Source organism: Williamsia muralis, assembly GCF_051487485.1.
Taxonomy (GTDB): domain Bacteria; phylum Actinomycetota; class Actinomycetes; order Mycobacteriales; family Mycobacteriaceae; genus Williamsia; species Williamsia muralis_B.
The window spans coordinates 210,397-234,868 of the sequence record NZ_JAHVCV010000002.1 but is presented as its reverse complement, the minus strand read 5'-3'; the positions used below and the strand labels follow the sequence as shown (position 1 = coordinate 234,868).

Sequence of the window (24,472 nt, the reverse complement as noted above, 5' to 3'; positions counted from 1 at the left end):
CACCTTGCAGCGCAAGGAATTCACTGCAGTTTACGTAAGGTGTTGAGGTTCCGGTTGGTGAGGAACCAGCCGGAATCCGACTTCTTCTTCGATCCGGTGCGTTTGCCGATCGCACTGTCGAGGGTGTCGCCTTTTCGTACCTGCCAGTACAGCACCGATTCGCCTGCTGCGATCTGTTCCTGCTGCGGATCGAGTTCGCCCGCAATCGCGGCGACGAGGTCGACCTGAGCGGGGTCGGAGTAGAAGACGACATATGCGTGCCAGTCGTCTCGTTCGGGGAATGGGTAGGCGTCGATGATCGCAGTGAGCCTGTCGATGGGCACCACGAGAACCCTTGCCGCGTAGCCGAATCGGTCGGACAAAGCCCTCTCGAGTGCGGCGGTGAGCCCGTCCACGTCGGTACTCGGTGAATCGAACAGCACATTGCCGCTGGCGAGCACGGTCTTGACGTCCGTGTGCCCGAGCGCTTCGACGGAGGCCTTGAGATCAGCCATCTTGATTCGGATGCCCCCCACGTTGACACCCCGCAACAGGGCCGCGTATCGATGCGCCGTCCGTGCCATCAGACCCTGCCAGGCTTGTTGATCGATCCGAGGAACAGCGGCAAACCCGTTGAGGTGTCGATGATCTGGTACACGAAAGGCCGGTCGGCGACGAAGAGTTCCACCTGCTCAGGCGGCATCGCGGTCACTCCGGCATCGATCTGGGTCGCCGACGCCGCCACCGTGCCCTTTTCGCCCACCGTGATGGTGCTGTCCTGGGCGGCGGCCGTGACGAGCAGCTGGGGGCTGATGCCGTCCAGGTCGGCAGCGTCGGTGAACAGCTCGCGGACGCCGAGCCCTTCGAGCACGGTCTTGAGATCCACCGAACTCTCCACCTCCCAGCGCGGCAGACTCACCGACACCGAGGTGGTGGGCGCCGAACGCAGCTGTTTGCTCGCCCCGGACAACACCTGCTGGTCGAGCATCGTCCTCACGTCGCGGCCCTCGGGCAGAAACACCTGCATGGCCAGTCCGTCGGAATAGGGCAGTTGCACACCAGTCCACCCCGCGCCGGAGACCCAGCCGGCCGAGACCGTCTTGCGCATCATGTTGACCTCGTCGACCGATCCGTCGGCGGAGGTGAAATCGGTTGGTGCAGTGGAATCCGGTGAGAACGGCTGTTGCCACGCGGCTGCCAGATAGACGGTCGAGAGGAGGCTGATCACCGTGTCCGGGTTGTATTCGGTGGGGGTCTCGAGGATCTTGCCCCCGGTGTTCACCGCCAGCCATTTGTCGATGGCGGATTCGGTGTCGGGCGATGTGAAGTCCACCGGATACACCCCGCTGTCGAAACGGCTGCCGAGCACTTCGAGGTACTCGGCGGCGACCTCCACCGAATCGTCGACGAAGATTCCGGCAGCTTGATGGAACACAGGTGGGGTGGGAGGTTTGTCCTCGTCGACGCCGCCGGGATCTCCGTCGAATCGATCGAGCTGGCCGATCAGCGCCGCACTCGCATCGTCGTCCTGCTGACCGATCACTGCATCGAGTTCGGCAGCGGTGGTGCCGCCCGCGCCCGCCCGCAGCATCTGCAGTGCGATCATCGCGCTCCACGGTGAGATCACCTGATTGTCCGAGAGGTCGGTGCCCCGCAGTACATCGACGCCGAACCGGGTGGTGTCGACGACCATGGTGTCTGCCGTTTCGCGCACCTCGTCGATGCCGATCTGGTCGAAGCGGACCCCGGAGGCCTTGGTCAGTTGTGCGGTCACTGCCTGCTCCGATTCCCGGGCGCAACCGGCCATGGTCAGGGTGATGATCAGCATCACCGTCCACAGGGCTCTCACGAGTTGGCGCCTCGTGCGCTCACCCGCCACGGCGTCACCTCACCCGCGAGGTCGACCACCATCAGCTCGTTCGCGAGATTGACTGCGGCACAGACGTGATTGGGCGCCACCTGGACCCGGCCTCCCACCTCCGGCCGCGACTGCGAATTGGCGAAGTCGACGGTGGCGTGGTGTTCGGACAGTGCGATGACACGTGCGTCGGGATAGGTCGGCAGACGGCCACCGCCGCTGGCCCACGCGGGCTGGTCTGCTCCCAGAACCTTGCTGCCACAATCGAGTACCACTTTGCCTGCTTCGCGGTGGACGACCGTGGTCACCGCGGTGAGCGCCACCTGGGCGAACGTGCAGATACCCAACTCCACCTGCTGAGCATCACCGAACACGTATACGCCCGGCCGGATCTCGGTGAGCACCGAAGGATCCGCCTCGCTCGCCGAGGGTGTCGAACCACCACTGCGGATGACCGGATCGATACCACCGTTGCGCAGCGACTGGGCTGCCATGGCAAGGGCGCCGGACTCTTGCCTCGCCACCCCGGCGGGTCGGCCGGGTTGGTAGCTGTGTCCGGGAAAGGTGAACGCGCCGAGCACTTTCAGGCCTGCCGCCGCCGCACGGTGCCCGACATCGCCGGCGCGCTGGGGATGCACCCCGGTCCGGTGATGACCGCTGTCGATCTCGACGAGCACACGCGCGCCGGGCAAGTGCTGTGCCAACTGCCCGGCGCCTGCCGCCGAATCCACGGTCAGGAGCACCTCGGCCTGATCCATGACCCTGCGAAGTCGCTGCGCCTTGCTCTCGGTGACCCAGAGCGGATAGGCGATGAACAGATCGGTGATGCCCGCCGCCGCGAACACCTCGGCTTCGCCGATGGTGGCGACGGTCAGCCCGACCGCTCCATGGGCGATCTGACGGTGGGCGAGTTCGGTGCTCTTGTGGGTCTTGGCGTGCGGGCGCAGCGCAAGACCCGATCCGGTGGCGAACTCGGACATTCGTGAGAGGTTGGCGTCGAGAACGGCGTCGTCGACGGCGAGAAACGGGGAGTCCAGGGCTGCGGTGGCAGTGAGCACCCTGTTGTCGGGGACGGAGTCGACACTGTCGCTGTGGGTCACCGCGCCGTGCCGTTGAGGTGTGTGAGGGTGCGGTCGGCCGCCGTCGAGTGTGGCGAGGGGTGTTGTCTCCGGCCGCTCGGGCCACCGACATCGCGGTGCATCATGTGGGTCAACAATGCCAGAGTCGGGTGACCCGTGCCGACATAATCGGCTGTCCGGGCCGGTCGCTGGTGAGCGCTGAGAGCCGGCAACCGCCGGGCTTGTTCTTCGAAAACATGTTCGATACGGTGAGGTGTGGGTTGGCACAACGGCCCTCCGACCTGGTCGGAGCTGGAACGGGTTCTTTCCGGGCGGCCGCATGTCGGCGGCCGATCCGGCGAGACCTTTGCCGGCGACGGTGGCGACAGTCCGGCGTGGTCGCGTAAACGCACCCCCTACGAGGCCGGTGAGTTACGACGAGGCAAGTCGCAGGTCCGGTACGCCGAACTGCACGCCCACAGTTCGTACAGTTTTCTCGACGGAGCAAGCAGTCCCGAGGAGATGGCGGAGGAAGCGCATCGGCTGGGCCTCGAAGCCTTGGCGATCACCGACCACAACGGGTTCTACGGTGTGGTGCGTTTCGCCGAGGCAGCCCTGGAATGGAAGCTGCCCACCGTCTTCGGCTCCGAACTCTCACTGCTGCGTGATGCCCCTCGCACCGGTGTGGCCGATCCGGACGGTTCGCATCTGCTGGTCCTGGCCCGGGGCCAGGAAGGCTACCGCAGGCTGTCCCGGCAGATCGCCGCCGGACACATGGCAGCAGGCGAGAAGGGGCTGTTGCGTTTCGACGTCGAGACGTTGGCAGGGGCCGCGGACGGGCACTGGCTGATACTCACCGGTTGCCGAAAAGGCACTGTGCGCCAGGCATTGTCGTCGGGTGGACCGGATGCCGCCGATGCTGCGCTCGGTGAGTTGATCGACCTGTTCGGCCGCGACAACGTGGCCGTGGAACTGACCGCGCAGGGGATGGCCGATGACGACGAACGCAACGCGGTGCTCGCCGGGCTGGCCCGGCGCAATCGGGTGATGACGGTGGCGACCACGGGCGCCCACTTCTCGGCGCCACATCGCAGGCGGCTGGCGATGGCGATGGCCGCGGTGCGTGCCCGCCGCAGCCTGGATGAGATGGATGGCTGGCTCGCGCCACTCGGAGGGGCACACCTGCGCAGCGGAGACGAGATGGCGCGGCTCCTCAGTGCTCACCCCGATGCCATCGACAATGCCGCGATGCTGGCCGGCGAGCTCGCCTTCGGATTGCACCTGATCGCACCGCAGTTGCCGCCGTTCGACGTACCCGAAGGGCACACGGAGAGTTCGTGGCTGCGAGAACTGACCGCACGCGGGGCCACGGAGCGGTACGGCACGCCGCAGAGCCATCCCAAGGCGTATGAGCAGATCGAGCATGAACTCGATGTGATCGACACCCTCGGGTTCCCCGGCTATTTCCTGGTGGTCGAGGACATCGTCAGATATTGCCGCGACAACAACATCCTCTGTCAGGGCCGAGGCAGCGCAGCCAACTCGGCGGTGTGTTACGCACTGGGGATCACTGCTGTCGACCCGGTCGGGAACGACCTGTTGTTCGAACGGTTCTTGTCACCTGCCCGCGACGGCCCACCCGACATCGACATCGACATCGAGTCGGATCTGCGAGAAGAGGCCATCCAGTACGTGTACCGGCGGTACGGGAGGCAGAACGCCGCCCAGGTCGCCAATGTGATCACCTATCGGGGCAAGTCGTCGGTGCGGGACATGGCTCGCGCACTGGGGTATTCGGTGGGGCAGCAGGATGCCTGGAGCAAACAGGTGCATCGATACGATGCGGCCAAGGCCAACGAACACGACATCCCCGACGATGTGGTCGACCTCGCCAATCAGATCAACGGCATGCCGAGGCATCTGGGAATCCATTCCGGCGGAATGGTGATCTGTGACCGGCCGATCGCCGATGTCTGTCCCACCGAATGGGCCAGGATGCCCAATCGCAGTGTGCTGCAATGGGACAAAGACGACTGCGCTGCCATCGGTCTGGTGAAGTTCGACATGCTGGGTCTGGGCATGCTCTCAGCCATCCACTACGCCATCGACTTTCTCGAGCAGCACCGCGGCATCCACGTGGATCTGGCGAAGATCGATCTGACCGAAAAAGCCGTGTACGACATGTTGTGCAAGGCCGACACCGTCGGGGTGTTCCAGGTGGAGTCCCGGGCGCAGATGGCCACCTTGCCCCGGCTCAAGCCACGTAAGTTCTACGACCTGGTGGTGGAGGTGGCGCTCATCCGCCCGGGACCCATCCAGGGCGGCTCGGTGCACCCATATATCCGGCGCCGCAACGGATTGGAAGAACCGACCTGCGAGCACCCTTCGATGAACGCGGCGCTCGCGCGAACACTGGGGGTGCCACTGTTCCAAGAGCAGTTGATGCAGGTAGCGGTGGATGTGGCCGGATTCAGTGCCGCCGAGGCCGATCAATTGCGTCGGGCCATGGGTTCCAAACGATCGCCGGAGAAGATGGACCGGCTCCGCGGCAGGTTCTATCAGGGCATGGAAGAGCTGCACGGGATCACCGGGGAGATGGCCGACCGCATCTTCGAGAAGATGGCGGCATTTGCCAATTTCGGCTTCCCCGAAAGCCATTCGCAGAGTTTCGCGTCCCTGGTGTTCTATTCGTCCTGGCTCAAGTTGCACCATCCGGCCGCCTTTTGTGCGGCGCTGCTCAAGGCGCAACCCATGGGCTTTTATTCACCGCAGACGTTGGTGGCCGATGCCCGGCGTCACGGTGTTGCCGTGCACGGGCCCGACATCAATCTCTCGCAGGTGGACGCGGATCTGGAGAACGGCGGACTCGATGTGCGCCTCGGGCTCGCGTCGGTGCGGTCGATCGGCACCGAGATGGCCGAGCAGATCGTCGAGCAACGGTTGGCCGGAGGCCGGTACACGGGCGCAGCGGATCTGTCCCGGCGCACGGATGTGAGCACCAAGCAGCTCGAGGCCTTGGCCACGGCCGGGGCATTCGACTGTTTCGGCATCAGCCGACGGCAGGCGTTGTGGGATGCCGGTTCGGCAGCTCAAGAGAAGTCCGACCGGCTGCCGCTGCATGAGAACAGTGCTGCGCCTGCACTTCCGGGGATGAGTGAGGTGGAAATGGCGGCGTCGGACGTATGGGCGACGGGGGTCAGCCCGGGCAGCTATCCCACCGAGTTCATCCGGTCTCAGCTCGACGCGCTGGGGGTGATCGCGGCGGCGGACCTGTTGTCGGTGCCCGACGGTTCCCGTGTGCTGGTCGGCGGTGCGGTGACCCACCGGCAACGACCCGCCACGGCGGCAGGCGTGACGTTTGTCAACCTGGAAGACGAGACCGGGATGGTCAATGTGGTGTGCTCGGTGGGCCTTTGGGTGAAATACCGCAAGCTGGCCCAGACGGCACCCGCCCTGCTGATCCGGGGGCGGGTGCAAAATGCCGAGGGGGCGGTGACGGTGGTGGCAGACCGTCTGCAGCGCATGGACCTCCGTGTCGGATCCCGATCTCGTGACTGGGCCTGATCTGGCCCCGTGACCCGTCGGGGCGGTGGGCCGTTTGATGGATCGCTGCGAGCGGCCGGCCGGCACTAGCATGACGGGATGCGCGGTGGGCGGGGCGAGAGTGGGTTCACCGAACCCGTCTCAGGGGCAACCCCTGGGTGCATCTCACAGTTGATATCAGCGTCCGACGCCGGCAGGCACGCTCCGCGTGCTACCCGGCGCCGCAGACGAGAGTTCTGGTCGCCCCGCCGCCGCGCATCCGCCTCATGACCACCGACTCGACCGATCCGGGCGACTCCACCGACTCCGCGCATCCTGACGTTCTGGGTGGCCTCCGCCCTGGGATCCGAATCCCGGCACGGTCGCTCGACCTGCTCATCAACCGGCTCGAGGTGGATCCGCGGTGGTCGGTCCATGCGCTGGGCGACATGCTGGCGGCCACGACGGCGCCTCCTACCGCAACGGTCCTGCTCGGCCTGCTGCTCGAGAAGTTCCCCGAGAGGCCCGAGCCGGAGGCCGTCCGCAGGGCGCTCTGGTCGATGGTCATCGAGAACCGCAGCAAGGTCTTCGGTGAACTGCCGACGCCCGAGATGACGTTCGGTCTCACTCCGCTGGCCGATGCCACCGATGTGGCGCGCTGGCTCGGCCTCACGATGGGCGAACTGGAGTGGTTCGCCGATCGAGGCCACTGGCTACGCTCGAAAAAGACTGCGCTCGTCCACTATCGGTATGTCACGATCCCCAAACGTGACGGCGTCAGGGTGATCGAGGCGCCAAAACCCCATCTACGCGAGATCCAGCGCCGGATACTCCGAGAGATACTCGATCGCATCCCGCCGCATCGCGCGGCGCAGGGATTTGTCGCGGGCCGGTCCACCGCGAGTTTTGGCTGGCCCCACTCCGCCCGCAACGTGGTGTTGCGTATCGACCTGAGGAACTGTTTCCCGACCATCACCTCGGCGCGGGTGCGCGCGGTTTTCGCAGCTGTCGGATACAGGAGGACATCCCGACTCTTGTCCGAGATGTGCACCACCACAACACCTCCCGATGTCCTTCTAGATCTCGACTTCGCCCACGCGTCGCTGCTGCGGGGGCGACATCTACCGCAGGGCGCCCCTACCTCGCCGGCCCTGGCCAACCTGGTCATGCGCACCATGGACCGCCGGATCTGGGGTTATGCCCGGCACAACAACCTTCACTACAGCCGTTACGGCGACGATCTGGCCATCTCGGGCGACGTCATGGACGCAGGGCAGGTGCTCTGGACGGTGCTGCGCATCATCGCCGACGAAGGCTTCACCGTGCACCCGGACAAGACGAAGATCATGTACTCACACCAGCGGCAGCAACTCGCGGGGCTGGTGGTCAACGACAGGCCCAGGGTCGGCCGGGTCGACTACGACAACCTCAGGGCAATGCTGCACAACGCCATTCGTACGGGCGCCCAGGCCCAGAACCGCGACGCCCATCCGCGTTTCCGCGAGCACGTGTACGGCAAGATCGCCTGGATCGCCGCCACCAGCCCAGCCCGGCGAAACACGTTGCTGGCCATGGCCGAACGGGTTGATTGGGATCGATAGCCCATTACCGGCAGGAGTGGGCACGTTCGGCGGCCTGTATTTACCGGCCCGCAGCGACTAGCCTCGGTAGATGACGCGCAGCAACTATTCGAACAATCTCGACCGCCAGACACCGGGCGCTGTCGAGACCACCGACAGCGAGAACTCGCTGGACACTCAGATCGCGATAGTCTGGGCGCTCGAAGACGGCTGGCAAGGTGCTGACTCGCTGGCCCCGAGCCCTCAAGCCAAAGAGTTCTACGAGATCTACCGCGATGGACTGCCCAGTTCTTACTGGAACGAGTCGGCGCCGAGCGCAACCGTCGACGGTGGTCTGCACCTCGGATGGGAACGCAGTGACCACATCTATTCCGCCGACATCCTGCCCGGCGGCGAACTGGTCTTACGGGTGACCGCACCTCATGAGTCGGACAACGCCGAACTCCGGCTGGATCAGCCGACAGCGGGAATGCTCCGCCGTTTCGTGATGCGTGGACTGCCGATCGACTGACATCAGACCAGCCCGACCGCTAGACCGCCCCGGCGAAACCGTGCTGTCGCCATGCCTCGTACACAACGATGCTCGCCGCGTTCGCGAGGTTGAGGGAACGTCGGCCGGCCAGCATGGGGATGCGGACACGTTCGGTCACGTGCGGGTCGGACATCACCTCTTCCGACAGCCCGGTGGGCTCGGGACCGAACAACAGAACGTCGCCGGGTTGATAGTGGATGTCCGTGTAGAACGTGTCGGCATGGGCGGTGAAGGCGAAAACCCGTTGTGGTGCAAGCGCACCCCAGGCAGCGAACAGATCTTCGTGCACGGTCACCGACGCCATGTCGTGATAGTCGAGCCCGGCACGCTTCACCTTGGGTTCGGACAGGTCGAATCCCAGCGGTTCCACCAGGTGTAGCTGGCACCCGGTGTTGGCCGCCAACCGGATCGCGTTACCGGTGTTGGGGGGTATGCAGGGCTCGTGGAACAGCAGTCGGAACACTCGTCAAGCTTGACTCACCGCCATGGAGGACTCTTCGGCGGTGTCGCCGTGGCGGTGTAGACATGCACTCATGAGCGATGAGGCCACCGTGGACGAACGGTTCGATTTTGCCGACCACTCCGGCGAGGAATGGATGGGCCGGCAGTTCGTCGGATGCAGTTTTGTCGAATGTGACCTCAGCGAGCTGTCCACGGAGGGCACAACATTCACCGATTGCGACTTCACCGGCGCGAGTCTCGCCCGCTCCCGGCACCGGTCGAGTGCCTTCCGGAATTGTCACTTCGAGCGCACCCATCTCAACAAGGTCGAGATGGCCGACTGCAGTCTGGTCGGCTCGGTCATCACCCACTCGAGGGTCCGGCCCCTGACGATGATCGACTGCGACATGTCGCTGATGTCGATCGGCGGTCTGGACATGTCGGGCGTGGTGCTCCGGGGATGCCGCCTCCGGGAGGCGAACCTGACCGAGTCCATCTTGATCGGCGCGGATCTCTCCGGCTCAGATCTCACCGGGGTCCGCGCTGTGGGTGTCAAACTCGGACAAGCGAACCTGCGCGGTGCGCGATGCGATCCGATGCTCTGGCTGCAGGCGTCGGTGACCGACGCCTCGGTCGATCCCGACCAGGCCATGGAGTTCGCAGTGGCACACGGTCTGCGGATCGGGGGAGGAGAGTTGTGACCCACACACCTGGTGAGGCCCGGAGGCCTGGCAACGAGCACAACGGTGCGCCGAAGAAGCCGGTCATCCACCCGGTGGCCTGGACGCCGCCTCCTGCGAACACCGCGGGCTGGCCGGCGCCGCTCACCCCTGAAGTCACGGTGATCACCCTGGACGACGATTCACCCGAGGACGTCGTCGTGGACCGCGAGGGACGCGTCTACACCGGGGCCATCGGCGGCAACATCATCCGCATCGACCCGGTCGACCACTCGCGGCAGGTGGTGGCGAACACCGGTGGGCGCCCCCTGGGTATGGAGCTGCTCGGCGACCACCTGTTCATCTGCGACAGCGAGCGCGGCCTCTTGCACATGGACGTCCGGTCCGGACGCATCGACACCGTCGTCGACCAGGTCGATGGCGAACGGCTGACCTTCTGTTCCAACGTGGTGGTCACCGCAGCCACCGACGGCCCCGATCCACGGCCACTCGAGCTCTACGTGACCCAGTCGACCACCCGCCATCCGTATGGGATGTACATGGCCGACATCTTCGAGCACTCGGGCGCGGGGAGGCTGCTGCGCGTGGTGCTGAACGACTCCGGTGATCCGGGCTCTCAGGATCCATCTACCTCTCCCTGGTCGGGTACTGCCGACGTGGTCCTGACCGGTATGCAGTTCGCCAACGGGCTGGTCGTGCACCAGGGTCGGCTGCTGATCGCCGAGACCGGCGCCTACCGGTTGCGGTCCTTTGATCTGGAGACGGGAACCGATTCGGTGGTTCTCGACGGTCTGCCCGCCTTTCCCGACAACAGCTCGCTGGCACCGGATGGTGAGCACATGTGGCTCGCCCTCGTGGCCAACCGCAACGGCACCCTCGACGCCCTGGCCGGCAGGCCCGGTCTGCGCAAACTGCTCTGGCGGCTGCCGGATCGTCTGTTGCCGAAGCCGGTGGCACCGATGCGTCTGCTCAAGATCCACCTGGCCACCGTCCGGGTCGTCGCGGAGTACCGGGTCCCCGTCGCCGGTTTCGGTCAGAGCACGGGTGTGGTCGAACACAACGGGCGCGTCTGGGTCGGCGGGATCGAGGCGCCCGCGGTGGCGTGGTTCGATCTCGAATGACCGCTCATCGACCCCGCGCGTGCCCCTGGCACCAGGTATCGCCGGCGCCTGGAACAATGGCACCGTGAGCGCAGCCGTACTGGATGGAAAAGCCACCCGCGACGAGGTCTTCACCGACCTCAAGGCCCGCGTGGACAAACTGCGGGCCGCGGGGGTCACCCCCGGACTCGGCACGGTCCTCGTCGGCGATGACCCGGGCTCACAGGCCTACGTCCGCGGCAAACACAACGACTGCGCCAAACTCGGCATCGCCTCCATCCGCAAGGACCTGCCGGCCGACATCACCACCGAGCAGCTCAACGAGGCCATCGACGACCTGAACGCGGACCCGGCCTGCACCGGATACATCGTGCAGCTGCCGCTGCCGAAGCACCTCGACGAGAACGCCGCCCTCGAGCGGATCGACCCGGACAAGGACGCGGACGGTCTGCACCCGATCAACCTCGGCCGGCTGGTCCTCGACGGTTCCGGAACCTCGTCCGACGCGCCTCTGCCGTGTACCCCGCGGGGCATCCTGCATCTGTTGCGGCGCTACGACATCCAGATCGCCGGTGCCCACGTGGTGGTGGTCGGCCGCGGAGTCACCGTCGGCCGCCCCATCGGTCTGTTGCTGACACGGCGCACCGACAACGCCACGGTGACCCTCTGTCACACCGGCACCCGGGATCTGGCCGCCGAGGTCAGGCGCGGCGACATCGTGATCGCTGCCGCAGGTGTGGCCGGGCTGATCACCGCCGACATGGTGAAGCCCGGCGCTGCCGTGGTCGACGTGGGCGTGAGCCGCACCGATGCCGGTCTGGTGGGAGATGTCGCGGCCGATGTCTGGGACGTGGCAGGCCACGTATCTCCCAATCCTGGCGGCGTCGGTCCACTCACGAGGGCGTTCCTGATGGCCAACGTCGTGGAACGCGCAGAGTCCGCGCTCGCACAGCGTTGATCGCCGACTGCAGATGACGCCCAGACCGTCCGACACCCGAGGTGGGGCCGATCGTGCCGCACGGAACCGTGCTCGGCGGCTGCACCAGGTGCGCAGGCTGCGGTGGGTTCTCGTGCAGATCCCATTCATGGCCGTCGTTGCCCTGGTCGTGATCGCAGCGGTGTTCCTGGTGTTCGACCGCTGGCGTCGTGGAGCCTTCGTCTTCGGGTCTGCTGCCCTTCTCGCAGCCCTCTTACGTGCAATTCTGCCCAGTTCAAGGGTCGGTCTCCTCGAGGTGCGTGGACGGTTCGCCGACGTCGTGGCCATGTCCTTGGCCGGCGTCGCAATACTGTGGTTGGCTACCTCGATCGACCCTTTGGGCACAGATTGATTACAATCGTGTCTGTTACTGCACCAGTCGGTTGACCTGAGCCGCGACGATCGTTGTCGATCGTCTGCCAGGAGCCGGCAACAAAAGTGCTGGGGGGCACGCCAGGAGAGCTTGTCGCACGATGTGGAAGAACCGCATCCGCGCAGGCAGGCGACACATCAACAGTTCGGAAGAGAGCAATGAACACCTCGCTGGGCCTGTCCGCAGGCAGTGGAATGGTCCACTGCGTTCTGCTGACGACCGACGAGAGTGGTCGTGTCGATGCTCTGGGCCGGGTGATCGACGTCGACCCCACCGATGGACTGACCCGGGCCGGACGGATCAACTCCGGCATCGATCTGATGCTCACCCAGGCGCGAGAGCGCGGCGACCGCGTCGGCACCATCGGCGTTGCCTATCGAACCGATGAGCACGCCCGGGAGATTGCGTCCAAGGGGACGGGTGCCAAACGTCAGATCCAGTTGGTCGCGGAGACCGAGGCGGTGGCACATCAGCTGATCAGTACGGGCGAGATCAGTCGCTTCGCACAGGTGGTGGTCGTCGATCTCGGCGACACCGGGATGGGCATGTACTGCCTCGACCCTTCGAGTCGTCGCATCACCGACTACCAACGCAGCGAATCGGTTGCCGGTATCGCACTGGATTCGCTCATCGCCGATGACGTCGTGGGTTCTGGCCGCTTACGCGGACGACGCAAGTCCACGGTGCTGAGTGCCTGCCGTACCGCCAAAGAGGAACTGTCCAGCAAGGATTCGACGGCGCTGATGGTCGGTAACCGCGCCGACCCGGTGACCGTCACCCGCACCTCGCTCGAACGGCTGACCACTCCGATGGCCGAGCACGCCGCACGCGTGGTCGGCGAGTACGTGAACGGGCCGCATGCCTCTGCGGCAGAAGCAGTAGTACTCGTCGGCGGCATTGCGAACATCCCGATCTTCCGTGACCTGATCGTCGACGCCGCCGGTCTCGAAGCAGTTCTGCCCAAGGGCCCGGAGTCGGTGGCGGCCACCGGTGCCGCGAAGATTGCGGCGCGGGGACGTGGCGGTGCCGATCTCGCGTTCATCGGTGGCCGGCGCAGTCGCGACTGGCTCTCGGCGGCGCCGCTCGCCGTGTTCGGGGCCTTGCTTGCCGGCGCACTGATGACCGTGTACGCGGTGGGTTCGTCGTTGGCGGGCAATCCGAGTACTCCGGCGGAGCCGCCTACGGCGTCCACCACGACCACCACGGTGGCGCCCACGACCACCGTCGAGATCTCCGGTCCGCGCGTGAACACACCGGACCGTCCACCCGTGCAACCTCAGCCGGTGACGATCACCACGATCGCCACCACTGTCGATCCGGCACCACCGGCTGCCGGTGGCGGCGGTGGCGCCGGAAACTCGGATCCGGGTTGGGCCACAACGGAATTGCCGGCGGGTACCGGACCGTCCCGGCCGTCGACGTCCACGTTGAGCCCGTCGCTGTGGCCGTTCCCGTTGCCGTCGTTTCCGTGGACCCCCACGCTGGTTCCGCCGACAAGCAATCCGACCACGCCGCCTCCGGGCAACACGGCCATCGAACCGCCGCCCGCCACAACACCGCCCGCCATGACGCCGATCGCCCCGACGACGATCCCAGACGCCATCGCGCCGACGCCGCAAGCGCGCTGATCGCCTACCAGGAGTCCGGCAGGAACGTGTGGTGGCGCTGAGTCAGCGCCGCGCCAGATCGACGGTTTTCTTCAGAAGCTCTGAGACCGAATCGAATTCGGTCAAGAATCCGTCGTGACCGTTGGCCGAATGCACAACGTGCAAGCCGTCGACGCATCCCGGCATCAGCTCGGCCAACTCGACCTGCTGACGGATCGGGTACAAGCGGTCGGAGTCGATACCGCCGATGATCACCGGCACCTCGCAGCTGCGCAGCGCCGCCTCGACGCCGCCGCGACCACGGCCGACGTCGTGGTGGTTGAGTACCTGCGAGAGCACCACGTAGCTGCCGGGATCGAACCGCTGGACCAACTTGTCGGCCTGGTGTTCGAGGTAGCTCTGGACGGCGTAACGGCCACCTTCGAGTGGGTTCTCTTGTCCCTGAGGTGAATTGGCGAAGCGCTCGTCCAGCTCGAGTTCGTGGCGGTAGTACATGTGCGCAATGCGCCGCGCGACTCCCAATCCCGCGGTCGGCCTGCGGCCCGTGCCGTGATAGTCGCCGCCCTGCCAGTCGGGATCGGCTTGGATGGCAGCGATCTGAGTGGTCTGGGTGCCGATCTGGTCGGCTGACGCGCGGGCGCCCACAGCCAAGATGAGTGCACTGCGCACTCGTTCGGGGTAGCCGATCACCCACTCGAGTGACCGCGCGCCGCCCATGGATCCACCGAGGACCGCTGCGACGGTGTCGATCTCGAGGGCGTCCATCAACGCGACCTCGGCCCGCACCTGGTCGAGCACGGTGATCTGCGGGAAGCGCGAACCCCACACGCGCCCTTCGGAATCGAGCGATGCCGGGCCGGTGGACCCCCGACAACCGCCGAGGACGTTGGCCGAGACCACGCACCATTCGTTCGTGTCGACGGCGGCGCCCGGACCGATCAGCCCATCCCACCAACCGGGGGAGGGCTGACCGGGTCCGGCCGGGCCGGTGACATGGGAGTCACCGGTGAGCGCGTGTAGCGCCAGCACCACGTTGTCGCGCGCTTTCGAGAGTGTGCCCCACCGCTGGAAGGCGAGGGTGACGTTCTCGATGCGCTCGCCGTTGTCGAGCTCGATGGGCCCCACCGACACACTGGTCAGCTTCCCGTCAGGCAGCGACTCCCAATCCGGGTGGATTCGCGGGGGCGTGTGCGGGTCGGTGCTCAATGTCGGCTTGGGGCTCGTCGTCACTTGGCTGCGGCGAAGCCTGCGTCGAGGTCGGCGATGATGTCGGCGATGTTCTCGATGCCGACGGCCAACCGGACCAGCCCTGGGGCGACACCCGCGGCGAGCTGCTCTTCCGGCAGCAGCTGCGAGTGGGTGGTGGAGGCCGGGTGGATCACCAGTGAGCGCACGTCGCCGATGTTGGCAACATGGCTGTGCAGGGTGAGTCCCTCGACGAACCGCTTACCGGCATCGACGCCACCGGCGATCTCGAAGCCGATGATGGCGCCCTGGCCGCGCGGGGCGAGTTCCTGACCCCGCTTGTACCAACGCGACGATTCGAGGCCGGCGTATGCAACCGACTCGACCTGGGCGTGCTCGGAGAGATACTTGGCGACGGCTTGAGCGTTGGACACGTGCCGCTCGATCCGCAGGCTCAAGGTCTCCAGACCCTGCGCGATGAGGAAGGCGTTGAACGGCGAGATCGCAGCGCCGGTGTCGCGCAGCCACTGGACCCGGGCCTTGAGCGCGTAGGCCGGTGCGCCGAGGTCTGCGAACACGGCACCGTGGTAGCTGGGGTCCGGGGTGGTGAAGCCCGGGAACAGGTCTTTGCCGTCGCGCTGTCCACGCCAGTCGAAGGTGCCGCCGTCAACGATCACGCCGCCGATGGCTGTGCCGTGGCCACCGAGGTACTTGGTTGCCGAGTGGACGACGATGTCGGCGCCGTGGGCGAGGGGATTGATCAGGTACGGGGTCGCGACGGTGTTGTCGACGATGAGGGGCAGGCCCGCCTCGTGCGCAACCGAGCTGATTCCCGGCAGATCAAGGATCTCGTTGTTGGGGTTGGAGATGGTCTCACCGAAGAATGCGCGGGTGTTCGGCTTGATCGCCGCGCGCCAGCTGTCGAGATCCTCGGGATCCTCGACAAAGCCCACCTCGATGCCCAGCTTGGGCAGTGTGTAGTGGAAGAGATTGTAGGTACCGCCGTAGAGCCGCGGGCTCGACACGACGTGCCCGCCGTTTTCGACGATGTTGAGAATGGCGTAGGTCTCGGCGGCCTGACCCGATGCGACCAGGAGAGCGGCGACGCCACCCTCGAGTGCCGCGATCCGCTGCTCGACGGCATCCTGCGTCGGGTTCATGATGCGCGTGTAGATGTTGCCGGGTTCGACGAGTCCGAAGAGGTTCGCTGCGTGCTCGGTGTCACGGAAGGTGTACGAGGTGGTTTGGTAGATCGGCAATGCCCGGGCCGAGGTCTGCGAATCGGGGCTCTGACCAACATGGACCTGCTTGGTCTCGAAGCTCCAGTTGTCGGCGGGATTGACGTCAGTGTCAGACATGGCGAACTTCTTCCTTCATGGTCGGTGGTGCATCCAACTGTTGGGTCCGACCTTCGGACCCGCGCTTGCCGCGGCGAAAACCGCTGGCCTGGTCATCACCCGGAGCACCCCACCGCGGTTGGAGGGTTGCCGATCAGCGAGCCGGGGCTTGTCGCTGATACTCATGACCTGGCGATAAGGATATAACACGCGTCACGCGGCCAAAAAAGCATCCTGCGCAGACTGATTCTGACCTTGCGTAACAGCACTATTTGCCCACGGACCCGCGATGATTCGGCGGAGTCGACAACTTCGTGGAGGGCGTCAAGGCCGCCCTCACCACGAGCTGACCTCCATCGCCCGGCTGTGGGCGAGTTCACCTCATCGCAGGGAATCATCGTGGTCCCCGGGCAGTTGAAGTCTGGGTTGCCCGGCAGCGTCGCCGCCTCACCCCCCAGCACCCCACCCCAAGCACCCTCGAGAGGATGAACCATGTCTGCCGTCAGTACCCCGGTTCCCACCGCGAACCCGCAGGGATGGCGGGGATGGCGGGGAAGTCGTCGCAACGCAGTCCTGGCTCTTGCCCTCGGCGCCTTCGGGATCGGCACCACCGAGTTCGTGGCGATGGGACTGCTGCCGTCGATCGCGGACTCCCTCGGGACCACCGAGCCCACCGCCGGACACGTCATCTCTGCCTACGCCCTCGGTGTCGTCGTGGGTGCACCGTTGATCGCGGCACTGACCGCCCGGATGTCCCGGCGCACCCTTCTCATCGCTTTGATGGTGGCCTTCACCATCGGCAACGCCGCCACAGTGCTCGCCCAGAGTTACGGCATGCTCATGGTGGCCCGCTTTGTCGCAGGCCTTCCCCACGGCGCCTACTTCGGGGTCGCGGCTCTGGTCGCAGCACACCTCGCCGGCCCGGATGCACGGGCCAAGGCGGTGGGGCAGGTGATGCTGGGCCTCAGCGTCGCCAACGTGATCGGCGTCCCTGCCGCCACCTGGCTCGGCAGCGCGCTGGGCTGGCGCGCCGCGTTTGTCGTGGTGGTGGTGATCGGGTTGCTGACCATCGGCGCGCTCTCGGTGTTCCTGCCCACGTTGTCGGGCATGAAGATCACCAACCCCATCACCGAACTGGGCGCCCTCACCCGGCCTCAGGTGTGGTTCACGCTGTTCATCGGCATCGTCGGATTCGGCGGGATGTTCGCGTTCTACACCTACATCAGCACCACGCTGACCAGCGTTTCCGGAGTGTCCGAGTCGTTCATTCCCATCGCACTCATGCTGTTCGGCCTCGGCATGGTCACCGGCAACATCGCCGGCGGTGCACTGGCCGATCGCGGTGTGGTCCGGGCCATCTTCATCGGGCTGGTGGCGATCACGGTGGTACTCATCCTGTTCGCGTTGCTCGCAAGCAACCCGTGGGCCGCCCTGGTGCTCACATTCCTGATCGGTGTCAGCGGGACCGCTCTGACACCGGCGTTGCAGATCCGTCTGATGGATGTCGCCGAGGACGCGCAAACGCTCGCCGCTGCGCTGAACCACTCCGCACTCAACATCGCCAACGCCGGAGGTGCCTGGCTCGGCGGTCTGGTGATCGCGGCCGGGTACGGGTACCGCGCGCCGTCTCTGCTCGGCGCCGGGTTGGCAGTGGCAGGTCTGCTGGTACTGGCGCTGGCCCTCGCGTACGCCCGGCGGGTCGGGACCAAGGCTCCGGCCCTTTCGCAGCCGGACGAACTGCTCACGGTCGACGCACGTTGACCCGCGCGGAGTTCACGGACCGCTGCCGGTGATGTCGTGACCCGCACGTAGGGTCGTCGGACGTGACGACAATCGTGACCACGATCAACGCAAATGGCATCCGGGCGGCGGTGAAGCAACGCTCCGAGCGCAACCTGGGGCTGTTGCCGTGGCTGCGCGACACCGACACCCACCACGTGCTGCTGCAGGAAACCCGGGCGACCGAAGAGCAGGTGGTCGAAGCACTCGCCCCCGCCCTCGCCGACGGGTGGCATCTCACTCTGAACGAGTCGACGGTGAAGGGTCACTCGGGTGTGGCGATCCTGTCGCGTTCGGCTCCGGACCGCGTTCGTAAAGGGTTCGGCAGCAACGAGTTCGACGGCACCGGCCGGTACATCGAGGCCGACTTCGGTGATCTGACCGTGGCCAGTCTGTACCTGCCCAAAGGTGCTTCGGACGGCCCGAAGCGCGAGGAGAAGTTCCGGTTCCTCGATGAGTTCGCTGCCCATCTTGCGGCACTGTCGCGCAAACGCCGCGACGTTGTCATCGGTGGCGACTGGAACATCGCACCCACCGAGCTCGACCTGAAGAACGCGAAGGGGAACGTCAAGAACCCCGGCTTCCTGCCCGAGGAGCGGCAGTGGGTCTCCGGACTGCTCGAGGCCGGCTGGGTCGACGTCGCCCGCGAATTGGCGGGTGAGGTGCCTGGCCCGTACTCGTGGTGGAGTTGGCGCGGAAAGGCGTTCGACAACGACGCCGGCTGGCGGATCGACTACCAGCTCGCGAACAAGCGTCTGGGGCAACGGGCCACCAAGTCGTACGTGCACCGGGCCGACGCCTATGACCTCCGCTGGTCCGACCACGCCCCCGTCACGGTGGAGTACTCGTGAATCCACCCGCCGCAGAATGGAAGAATCACGCAGGTGACTGAAGCGACTACTGAGACCGGGACAACAGAGCGGCGCAAACGCGTGCTGTCGGGTATCCAGCCGACCAGCGACTCGTTCCATCTGGGCAACTACCTGGGTGCCGTGCAGCAGTGGGTCACCCTCCAGGACGAGTTCGAGGACGCCTTCTACTTCATCCCGGACATGCATGCCATCACTGCAGCGCACGACCCCAAGGCGCTCCGCGACCGGTCGCGCCGCAGTGTTGCCCAGCTGCTCGCGCTGGGCGTCGATCCGGATCGCGCGACCATTTATCTGCAGTCCCACGTGCCGCAGATCGCACAGGTGACCTGGGTGCTGTCGTGCATCACCGGATTCGGCGAAGCCAGCCGGATGACGCAGTTCAAGGACAAGTCGGCGAAGCAGGGTGTGGACCACGCGAGCGTGGGTCTGTTCACCTACCCGATCTTGATGGCCGCCGACATCCTCACGTTCGGGGTGGACCAGGTCCCCGTCGGCGAGGATCAGCGCCAGCACCTCGAACTGACGCGAAACCTGGCCCAACGGTTCAACTCCCGCTTCGGCAAAACGTTTGTGGTGCCGGAGGCCTACATCGTGGGCGAGACGGCCAAGATCTACGACCTGCAGAATCCGACGGCCAAGATGAGTAAATCCGCCGAATCCGATTCAGGCCTGATCAACCTCCTCGACGATCCCAAGCGCTCGGCCAAGAAGCTGCGCTCCGCGGTGACGGACAACGGTCGCGACATCGTCTTCGACCGGGAGAACAAACCAGGGGTGAGCAACCTGTTGACCATCCAGTCGGCACTGACCGGCAAGTCCGTCGACGATCTCGTCGCCGGGTACGCCGACCAGGGTTATGGCCAGCTCAAGGTGGACACGGCAGAGGCGTTGAGCGAGTTCGTGATTCCGCTGCGCGCGCGATTCGACGAACTGATGGCCGATCGTGCCGAGATCGACCGGGTGCTCGCCGCCGGGGCCGATCGTGCCCGCGACGTCGCATCCCGCACCGTGCAGAAGGTGTATGACAAGGTCGGATTCGCCGCTCCGGTGACATCCGACTGATCAGGCGCTCGCCAGACGCCAAGGGCTCGACGGACGAACCGAACGGGGATTCGATGTCCACTCCAGAGACAGACAAAGCGTCCGAGAAGCCGTCCTTCCTGGACAAGCAGCGCGCGCAGCGGCCGTGGCTCGATCACCTGGTGGATGCGGGCACGCGCTACCAGGACAGCAAGGGGGACTTCTTCGCTGCAGGCGCAACCTATTTCAGCGTCTTCGCGCTGTTTCCGCTGCTGATGATCGGGTTCGCCACTGCGGGCTTTGTATTCGCGGGCAACCCCGAGCTCCTGGATAAGGCGAAGGACCAGATCGCCGAGTCGGTGGACGGCAGCATGAGCCAGCAGCTGACCGATCTGATGGACCAGGCGATCGAGTCACGTACCACCATCGGGGTCGTCGGGTTGGTGGTCGCGCTGTATGCAGGACTGGGGTGGATGGCCAACCTGCGCAACGCACTGACCGTCCAGTGGGGACCCGAGCCGGAGTCCGCAGGTGTGGTGAAGACCAAGCTGGCTGACCTCGGTGCACTGGCGGGGCTGTTCGTCGCGATCGTCGTGACCTTCTCCCTCTCTGCCTTGTCGAGCAGCGGCCTCACCCTGAAGATCCTGGAATGGCTGAGTGCCGACGACCTGCCCGGGGTGTCGGTGGGCATCCGGGCCGTGTCGTACGTGCTGTCGATCCTGGCGTCGTGGCTCCTGTTCACCTGGGTCATTGCGAAGTTGCCCAGGGTGGCACTGCCGCTCCGGAACGCGGCCAAGGCCGGCCTGCTGACTGCCGTGGTCTTCGAGATCTTCAAATTCGTTGCCTCGTTCTACCTGAAATCGGTCCTGACGGGTCCGGCGGGAGCGACCTTCGGGCCGATCCTCGGAATCATGGTCTTCGCCTTCATCACCACACGGATCATCTTGTTCGCCACGGCGTGGGCGGCCACCGATCCGATCAACCGCAAGTTCGAAGCGATGCGGGTCCCCGACCCGGTGGTCATCAGTCCGCGGGTCGACGTTCGCGATGGCTTGTCCCCGCGGGGCACCGCGGCCGCCATCGGAGCGGGAGTCGTCGCCGCGCTGGGCATCTCGGCTTTGCGGGGACGCAAACGCTGACGTTGTCCCGGTTCGCCGCACCGATTGACTCCGTGCGGTATCGGGTACGCACACGTCATGACACATTCGCCCAGCACACCAACCGGTAAACCACTTGCCCTCGTGACCGGCGCCTCGAGCGGAATCGGCTACGAGCTCGCGGCACTCTTCGCCGCGGATGGATACGACCTCATCGTCGCTGCCGACAGCGAGAAGATCGATGCCGCCGCCGAGCGTCTCGGTGAGTCCGGCGCTCACGTTCGGTCGGTCACCGCCGATCTGCGGACCGAGGACGGCGTGGCGCAGGTCTACGCAGCTGTCGCAGCTGACGAACGTCCCTTGGCCGCAGCGGCACTCAACGCAGGTGTCGGGCGGGGCGGCGCCTTCCTCGACACGCCGCTGCCCGACACCATGTCGGTCATCGACCTCAACGTGACATCGACGGTGCATCTGACCAAACTTGTCCTCGAGGACATGGTGCGGCGCAATGAGGGCAAACTCCTCGTCACCTCGTCGATCGCTTCCACGATGCCGGGGCCGTACCAGGCGGTGTACAACGCGTCGAAGTCTTTTGTGCAGTCGTTTGTCGAGGCGCTGCAAGGGGAGTTGAGTGACAGCGCGGTCACCATCACATCACTGATGCCGGGTCCTACGGGCACCAACTTTTTCCATCGGGCGCAGATGGACGACACGAAGATGGGGCAGGCGAAGAAGGACGACGCCGGTGAGGTCGCGCGCCAAGGTTATGAAGCGATGATGAGCGGTGAGCGCAAAGTGGTGGCGAGCTCCATCATGTCGAAGGCGATGGCGGCGATCGACGCCGTGACGCCGGACGCGGCGAAAGCGGCGGCGCACAAGTTCTTGGCGCGGCCGGGGTCGGGGCGCTGACGCGGGCCGGATGAGCTTGTTGCTCAAGCCTTCTCTCGGGTGGCCACGCCACGGCCGGTGAGTACCTTGCCCACTTCGCCGAGGAGGTTGCGGCGTCGCAGCGGGGGGCTCGCCCCGTCCTCGGACCCGAGCACGGCATCGACTGATTGTGCGATGGTCTCTGTTCCGCTGAACCTGGGAACCCAGTCGAGTTCCTGCCGTGCGCGGGTGCAATCGAGAAGGGGTACCTGGTAGGCCAATTCGATCCAGCCGCGGTCAACCGGTTGTACGTGCAGCCGCCACGATAGGGCAACCGCGCCGGCGACCACCGGCTTCGGAACGTGAACCAGACGGGCGCCCAGCGCCGTGGCGATGTCGGCCGCGGTCACCGGCGGATCGGCGGCGAGGTTGAAGGCACCGTGAGCACGTCGATCGATGATGGTGCTGATCGCCACGGCAACATCGCGCGCATGAACCGCGGGGATGGTCAACGAGCGATCCAGGGGCACTATCGGGATCATCTTGAGCAGACCTGCGGGGAAGTAGCCGGGGAGGGCGTATCGGAGCAGTTCGGCGCCGATTCCTCCTTGGCCGATGAAGCCGGGTCGAAGCCGGGCAACGGGCGGGGTGTTCGGATGTGTCTGCTCCCACTCGTCGATCGACCGTTCCGCGTCGACCTTGCCGATGCTGTAGACCGAGTCTTTGACGCCTGATCGCGACCACGATTCATCGACAGCGCGATGATCGTCGACGCCGCTGTACACCGCGCCCGACGACATGTGCACCAGGTGGCTGATGCCGGCGGCCGCGGAGGCGGCGAGCACGTTGCCGGTGCCTTGCACTCCGGTCGCACGCAATCGGCCGACGCGATGCGACGGCTGGAATTGCCACGCCAGATGGACAACAACATCGACGCCTTCGAACGCCGCCGTCAGTTGTCGGACCGCATCCCGGCCACCGACGTCAATCGCGAGCCATCGGGCGCTGTCGTACGGCGGCACCGACTGGGGAATCCGTCGCGCAATCCCGATCAGGTCATGTCCGGAGTCGGTGAGCTCGGCCAGGAGTGCCGTGCCCAGGTTGCCGCTGGCTCCGGTGATGGCTATACGCATGCCGCAGCATTACCCCGCGCGTTCTGATCGCAACCGGGCAACCGGGCCGAGGTCTCAGCGCCGCCTGTTCACCCGGATCCCGGCGTAGACCAGCCCGATCACAACCAGTGCTCCGACAAGCCCGATGGTGATCCGGGCTGTCCACGACGACCGGCCCGAATCCTGCAAGGATGGGGACCCGGCCACGTCTTCGCCGGTGCCACCGGAGTACTCCACCGAACTCGGCGATGCTGGGTCGTCGGTGAGCGAGCCGACGAACAGATCCGGTGACTGGGCGAACCCGTAGTCGAGCATCGCCTCGGCCTGTCGCCAGAACGAGCCGTAGGAGTCGTTCAGGCCGTACATCTGGACAACAAGAATGGTGCGTCCGTCCCGCTCCGCGGCGCCCACGAACGTCTTTCGGGCATCGTCGGTGTAGCCCGTCTTGCCTGCCAGGGTGCCCGGATAGTCGTACAGCAGCTGGTTCATGTTGTAGAGGTCGATCCCGGGATCCCCGGCAGGAGCGGACTGTGTGGTGGTCTCGGCGACCGCGCCGTCGACGCTCTGGTCGGTGGGGGTGGGCGTCGGCATACCTGGGTAGCCGGGAAACCTCATCTGCGTCTGCTGCGAGATCTCCACGAAATCGTCGTTCTTCAGGGCCTCGGCGAAGATGAGCGCCTCGTCGTACGGGGAGCTGCTCATCCCGGGACCGTCCAGACCGGAGGCCGACGCCGCGCGTGTGTCCAGGGCACCCAGCTCGCGGGCCTTCTCGTTCATCTTGTCGACTGTCTCCTCCGAGCCGCCGAGAGCGCGGGCCAGGGCGTTGGCGCAGTCGTTGCCGGACACCATCATCAGACCTGCCAGGAGTTCACGCACCGTGTAGACGCCACCCGGCCCGACACCGGCAGCATCGCCCTCCACCTCGTCGTCCTCCTGCGTTCCGGTGACCGTGTCGTCGAGATCCAACTCGTCGAGAACCACCAGGATCAGCAGGACCTTGATGGTGCTGGCGGGGCGGTACCGGCCGTGGGGGTCTTTGGCCGCCAGTACCTTGCCTGCGGTCAGATCGGCGATCAGCCAACCTGCCGCGGTGAGTCCGGCGGGTGGGGGAGCCGCATCAGGGGCCGTGACCACCCCGCATCCGCCGAGCGCTTCGCCACCGACCGGCGGGCTGGGTACGGGCAGAGGTGCAGGTGAGGATGAGCCCGGCGGAACCACTTCGGATTCATCAACAGGAGGAATCGGCAGCGTCTTGTACGGGCAGCTGTCGGTGATGGTCTCGGGTGCCGGCGCACCTGCGGTCGGTGTGCCCTGGATGGGCGCCGCCGTCGCCGCTCCCAGACCGATGGAGCCGGCTGCCAGCAGTACCACCGTCGCCATCACTGCGGCTCGCGCCATCGGTCGTATCATCGCCTGCAGCGTACCGGTCACCAGACCCTTGCGCCTTACCTGCCGGCAGGTGCACGATGTTCGCCGAACACGGGTTTGCCACCGGCA

The 24,472-nt window shown here is 65.8% G+C and carries 21 protein-coding genes and 1 riboswitch; of the genes, 13 read left to right on the top strand and 8 right to left on the bottom strand.

From position 1 onward, the window contains the following. Nucleotides 1-20 precede the first annotated feature (20 nt). From KXR83_RS04375 to KXR83_RS04365, 3 genes are read right to left on the bottom strand one after another with little or no spacing between them, the layout of a single operon-like run. Complete coding sequence (locus KXR83_RS04375) at nt 21-563, bottom strand: DUF1697 domain-containing protein (protein ID WP_437423755.1); 543 nt, start codon at nt 561-563, stop codon at nt 21-23. After that, nucleotides 563-1,828, bottom strand: a complete 1,266-nt coding sequence (locus KXR83_RS04370; RefSeq protein WP_437423754.1) for a serpin family protein — start codon at nt 1,826-1,828, stop codon at nt 563-565. Before KXR83_RS04370 ends, KXR83_RS04375 begins: the two co-directional genes overlap by 1 nt. After that, a complete protein-coding gene (locus tag KXR83_RS04365) occupies nt 1,825-2,937 on the bottom strand; it encodes an alanine racemase (protein ID WP_437423753.1) in 1,113 nt (370 codons plus the stop codon). The genes KXR83_RS04370 and KXR83_RS04365 overlap by 4 nt, the downstream gene beginning before the upstream one ends. A 234-nt stretch (nt 2,938-3,171) precedes the next feature. Between KXR83_RS04365 and KXR83_RS04360 the strand changes: the two genes are divergently transcribed. From KXR83_RS04360 to KXR83_RS04350, 3 genes are all read left to right on the top strand, one after another. After that, nucleotides 3,172-6,459: an error-prone DNA polymerase gene (locus KXR83_RS04360; RefSeq protein ID WP_437423752.1), complete on the top strand. Its 3,288-nt coding sequence runs from the start codon at nt 3,172-3,174 to the stop codon at nt 6,457-6,459. Between the two features lie 245 nt (nt 6,460-6,704). Then, a complete protein-coding gene (locus tag KXR83_RS04355) occupies nt 6,705-8,018 on the top strand; it encodes a reverse transcriptase family protein (RefSeq protein ID WP_437423751.1) in 1,314 nt (437 codons plus the stop codon). 70 nt (nt 8,019-8,088) lie between these two features. Beyond that, nucleotides 8,089-8,508: a hypothetical protein gene (locus KXR83_RS04350; protein WP_437423750.1), complete on the top strand. Its 420-nt coding sequence runs from the start codon at nt 8,089-8,091 to the stop codon at nt 8,506-8,508. A 19-nt stretch (nt 8,509-8,527) separates the two neighbouring features. Here KXR83_RS04350 and KXR83_RS04345 read toward each other — a convergent pair whose 3' ends face one another. Further along, complete coding sequence (locus tag KXR83_RS04345; protein WP_023962068.1) at nt 8,528-8,992, bottom strand: tRNA (cytidine(34)-2'-O)-methyltransferase; 465 nt, start codon at nt 8,990-8,992, stop codon at nt 8,528-8,530. A 70-nt stretch (nt 8,993-9,062) separates the two neighbouring features. On the opposite strand from KXR83_RS04345, the gene KXR83_RS04340 reads away from it, so the two are divergent. The 5 genes from KXR83_RS04340 to KXR83_RS04320 all read left to right on the top strand — a co-directional run bounded on the left by KXR83_RS04340 (nt 9,063) and on the right by KXR83_RS04320 (nt 13,727). Beyond that, nucleotides 9,063-9,671 (top strand): pentapeptide repeat-containing protein, encoded by a 609-nt coding sequence (locus KXR83_RS04340; protein WP_437423749.1) that lies wholly within the window; start codon nt 9,063-9,065, stop codon nt 9,669-9,671. Further along, nucleotides 9,668-10,771 carry an SMP-30/gluconolactonase/LRE family protein gene (locus KXR83_RS04335; protein WP_437423748.1) on the top strand — a complete coding sequence of 368 codons (1,104 nt, stop codon included), beginning with the start codon at nt 9,668-9,670 and terminating at the stop codon, nt 10,769-10,771. The genes KXR83_RS04340 and KXR83_RS04335 overlap by 4 nt, the downstream gene beginning before the upstream one ends. Before the next feature lie 64 nt (nt 10,772-10,835). After that, on the top strand, nt 10,836-11,708 hold the full coding sequence (locus KXR83_RS04330) for a bifunctional methylenetetrahydrofolate dehydrogenase/methenyltetrahydrofolate cyclohydrolase (protein ID WP_437423747.1): 873 nt from the start codon (nt 10,836-10,838) through the stop codon (nt 11,706-11,708). 13 nt (nt 11,709-11,721) lie between these two features. After that, on the top strand, nt 11,722-12,078 hold the full coding sequence (locus KXR83_RS04325) for a DUF3017 domain-containing protein (RefSeq protein ID WP_437423746.1): 357 nt from the start codon (nt 11,722-11,724) through the stop codon (nt 12,076-12,078). 179 nt (nt 12,079-12,257) lie between these two features. Beyond that, nucleotides 12,258-13,727 carry an Hsp70 family protein gene (locus tag KXR83_RS04320; protein ID WP_437423745.1) on the top strand — a complete coding sequence of 490 codons (1,470 nt, stop codon included), beginning with the start codon at nt 12,258-12,260 and terminating at the stop codon, nt 13,725-13,727. 42 nt (nt 13,728-13,769) lie between these two features. Here KXR83_RS04320 and metX read toward each other — a convergent pair whose 3' ends face one another. Both metX and KXR83_RS04310 read right to left on the bottom strand, forming a co-directional pair. Then, complete coding sequence (gene metX / locus KXR83_RS04315; RefSeq protein ID WP_317713762.1) at nt 13,770-14,912, bottom strand: homoserine O-acetyltransferase MetX; 1,143 nt, start codon at nt 14,910-14,912, stop codon at nt 13,770-13,772. A 20-nt stretch (nt 14,913-14,932) separates the two neighbouring features. Beyond that, complete coding sequence (locus KXR83_RS04310) at nt 14,933-16,249, bottom strand: bifunctional o-acetylhomoserine/o-acetylserine sulfhydrylase (protein WP_030171167.1); 1,317 nt, start codon at nt 16,247-16,249, stop codon at nt 14,933-14,935. Nucleotides 16,250-16,305: 56 nt separating this feature from the next. Then, nucleotides 16,306-16,418: riboswitch (SAM riboswitch) on the bottom strand. A gap of 302 nt (nt 16,419-16,720) precedes the next feature. Between KXR83_RS04310 and KXR83_RS04305 the strand changes: the two genes are divergently transcribed. The 5 genes from KXR83_RS04305 to KXR83_RS04285 all read left to right on the top strand — a co-directional run bounded on the left by KXR83_RS04305 (nt 16,721) and on the right by KXR83_RS04285 (nt 21,905). Next, entirely contained in the window at nt 16,721-17,989 is a 1,269-nt protein-coding gene (locus tag KXR83_RS04305; protein WP_437423744.1) for an MFS transporter, read from the top strand. Between the two features lie 62 nt (nt 17,990-18,051). Next, nucleotides 18,052-18,858, top strand: a complete 807-nt coding sequence (locus KXR83_RS04300; RefSeq protein WP_437423743.1) for an exodeoxyribonuclease III — start codon at nt 18,052-18,054, stop codon at nt 18,856-18,858. A 33-nt stretch (nt 18,859-18,891) separates the two neighbouring features. Continuing rightward, entirely contained in the window at nt 18,892-19,941 is a 1,050-nt protein-coding gene (trpS, locus tag KXR83_RS04295) for a tryptophan--tRNA ligase (RefSeq protein ID WP_437423742.1), read from the top strand. A 53-nt stretch (nt 19,942-19,994) separates the two neighbouring features. Next, nucleotides 19,995-21,038, top strand: coding sequence for an inner membrane protein YhjD (yhjD, locus tag KXR83_RS04290; RefSeq protein WP_437423741.1), 1,044 nt, complete (start codon nt 19,995-19,997; stop codon nt 21,036-21,038). 57 nt (nt 21,039-21,095) lie between these two features. Then, on the top strand, nt 21,096-21,905 hold the full coding sequence (locus KXR83_RS04285) for an SDR family NAD(P)-dependent oxidoreductase (RefSeq protein ID WP_437423740.1): 810 nt from the start codon (nt 21,096-21,098) through the stop codon (nt 21,903-21,905). A gap of 23 nt (nt 21,906-21,928) precedes the next feature. Here KXR83_RS04285 and KXR83_RS04280 read toward each other — a convergent pair whose 3' ends face one another. Together KXR83_RS04280 and KXR83_RS04275 are read right to left on the bottom strand one after the other, a co-directional pair. Beyond that, a complete protein-coding gene (locus KXR83_RS04280; RefSeq protein ID WP_437423739.1) occupies nt 21,929-22,996 on the bottom strand; it encodes an NAD-dependent epimerase/dehydratase family protein in 1,068 nt (355 codons plus the stop codon). Between the two features lie 54 nt (nt 22,997-23,050). After that, nucleotides 23,051-24,373, bottom strand: coding sequence for a D-alanyl-D-alanine carboxypeptidase family protein (locus KXR83_RS04275; RefSeq protein ID WP_437423738.1), 1,323 nt, complete (start codon nt 24,371-24,373; stop codon nt 23,051-23,053). Nucleotides 24,374-24,472 lie beyond the last annotated feature (99 nt).

What these genes read in the sequence shown, in the direction of transcription:
- KXR83_RS04325 (WP_437423746.1), top strand. Translation starts at nt 11,722, where the DNA reads ATGACGCCCAGACCGTCCGACACCCGAGGTGGGGCCGATCGTGCCGCA.
- KXR83_RS04310 (WP_030171167.1), bottom strand. Translation starts at nt 16,249, where the DNA reads ATGTCTGACACTGACGTCAATCCCGCCGACAACTGGAGCTTCGAGACC.
- KXR83_RS04285 (WP_437423740.1), top strand. Translation starts at nt 21,096, where the DNA reads ATGACACATTCGCCCAGCACACCAACCGGTAAACCACTTGCCCTCGTG.
- KXR83_RS04320 (WP_437423745.1), top strand. Translation starts at nt 12,258, where the DNA reads ATGAACACCTCGCTGGGCCTGTCCGCAGGCAGTGGAATGGTCCACTGC.
- KXR83_RS04275 (WP_437423738.1), bottom strand. Translation starts at nt 24,373, where the DNA reads ATGGCGCGAGCCGCAGTGATGGCGACGGTGGTACTGCTGGCAGCCGGC.
- KXR83_RS04340 (WP_437423749.1), top strand. Translation starts at nt 9,063, where the DNA reads ATGAGCGATGAGGCCACCGTGGACGAACGGTTCGATTTTGCCGACCAC.
- KXR83_RS04280 (WP_437423739.1), bottom strand. Translation starts at nt 22,996, where the DNA reads ATGCGTATAGCCATCACCGGAGCCAGCGGCAACCTGGGCACGGCACTC.
- yhjD (WP_437423741.1), top strand. Translation starts at nt 19,995, where the DNA reads ATGTCCACTCCAGAGACAGACAAAGCGTCCGAGAAGCCGTCCTTCCTG.
- KXR83_RS04355 (WP_437423751.1), top strand. Translation starts at nt 6,705, where the DNA reads ATGACCACCGACTCGACCGATCCGGGCGACTCCACCGACTCCGCGCAT.
- KXR83_RS04375 (WP_437423755.1), bottom strand. Translation starts at nt 563, where the DNA reads ATGGCACGGACGGCGCATCGATACGCGGCCCTGTTGCGGGGTGTCAAC.
- KXR83_RS04350 (WP_437423750.1), top strand. Translation starts at nt 8,089, where the DNA reads ATGACGCGCAGCAACTATTCGAACAATCTCGACCGCCAGACACCGGGC.
- KXR83_RS04305 (WP_437423744.1), top strand. Translation starts at nt 16,721, where the DNA reads ATGTCTGCCGTCAGTACCCCGGTTCCCACCGCGAACCCGCAGGGATGG.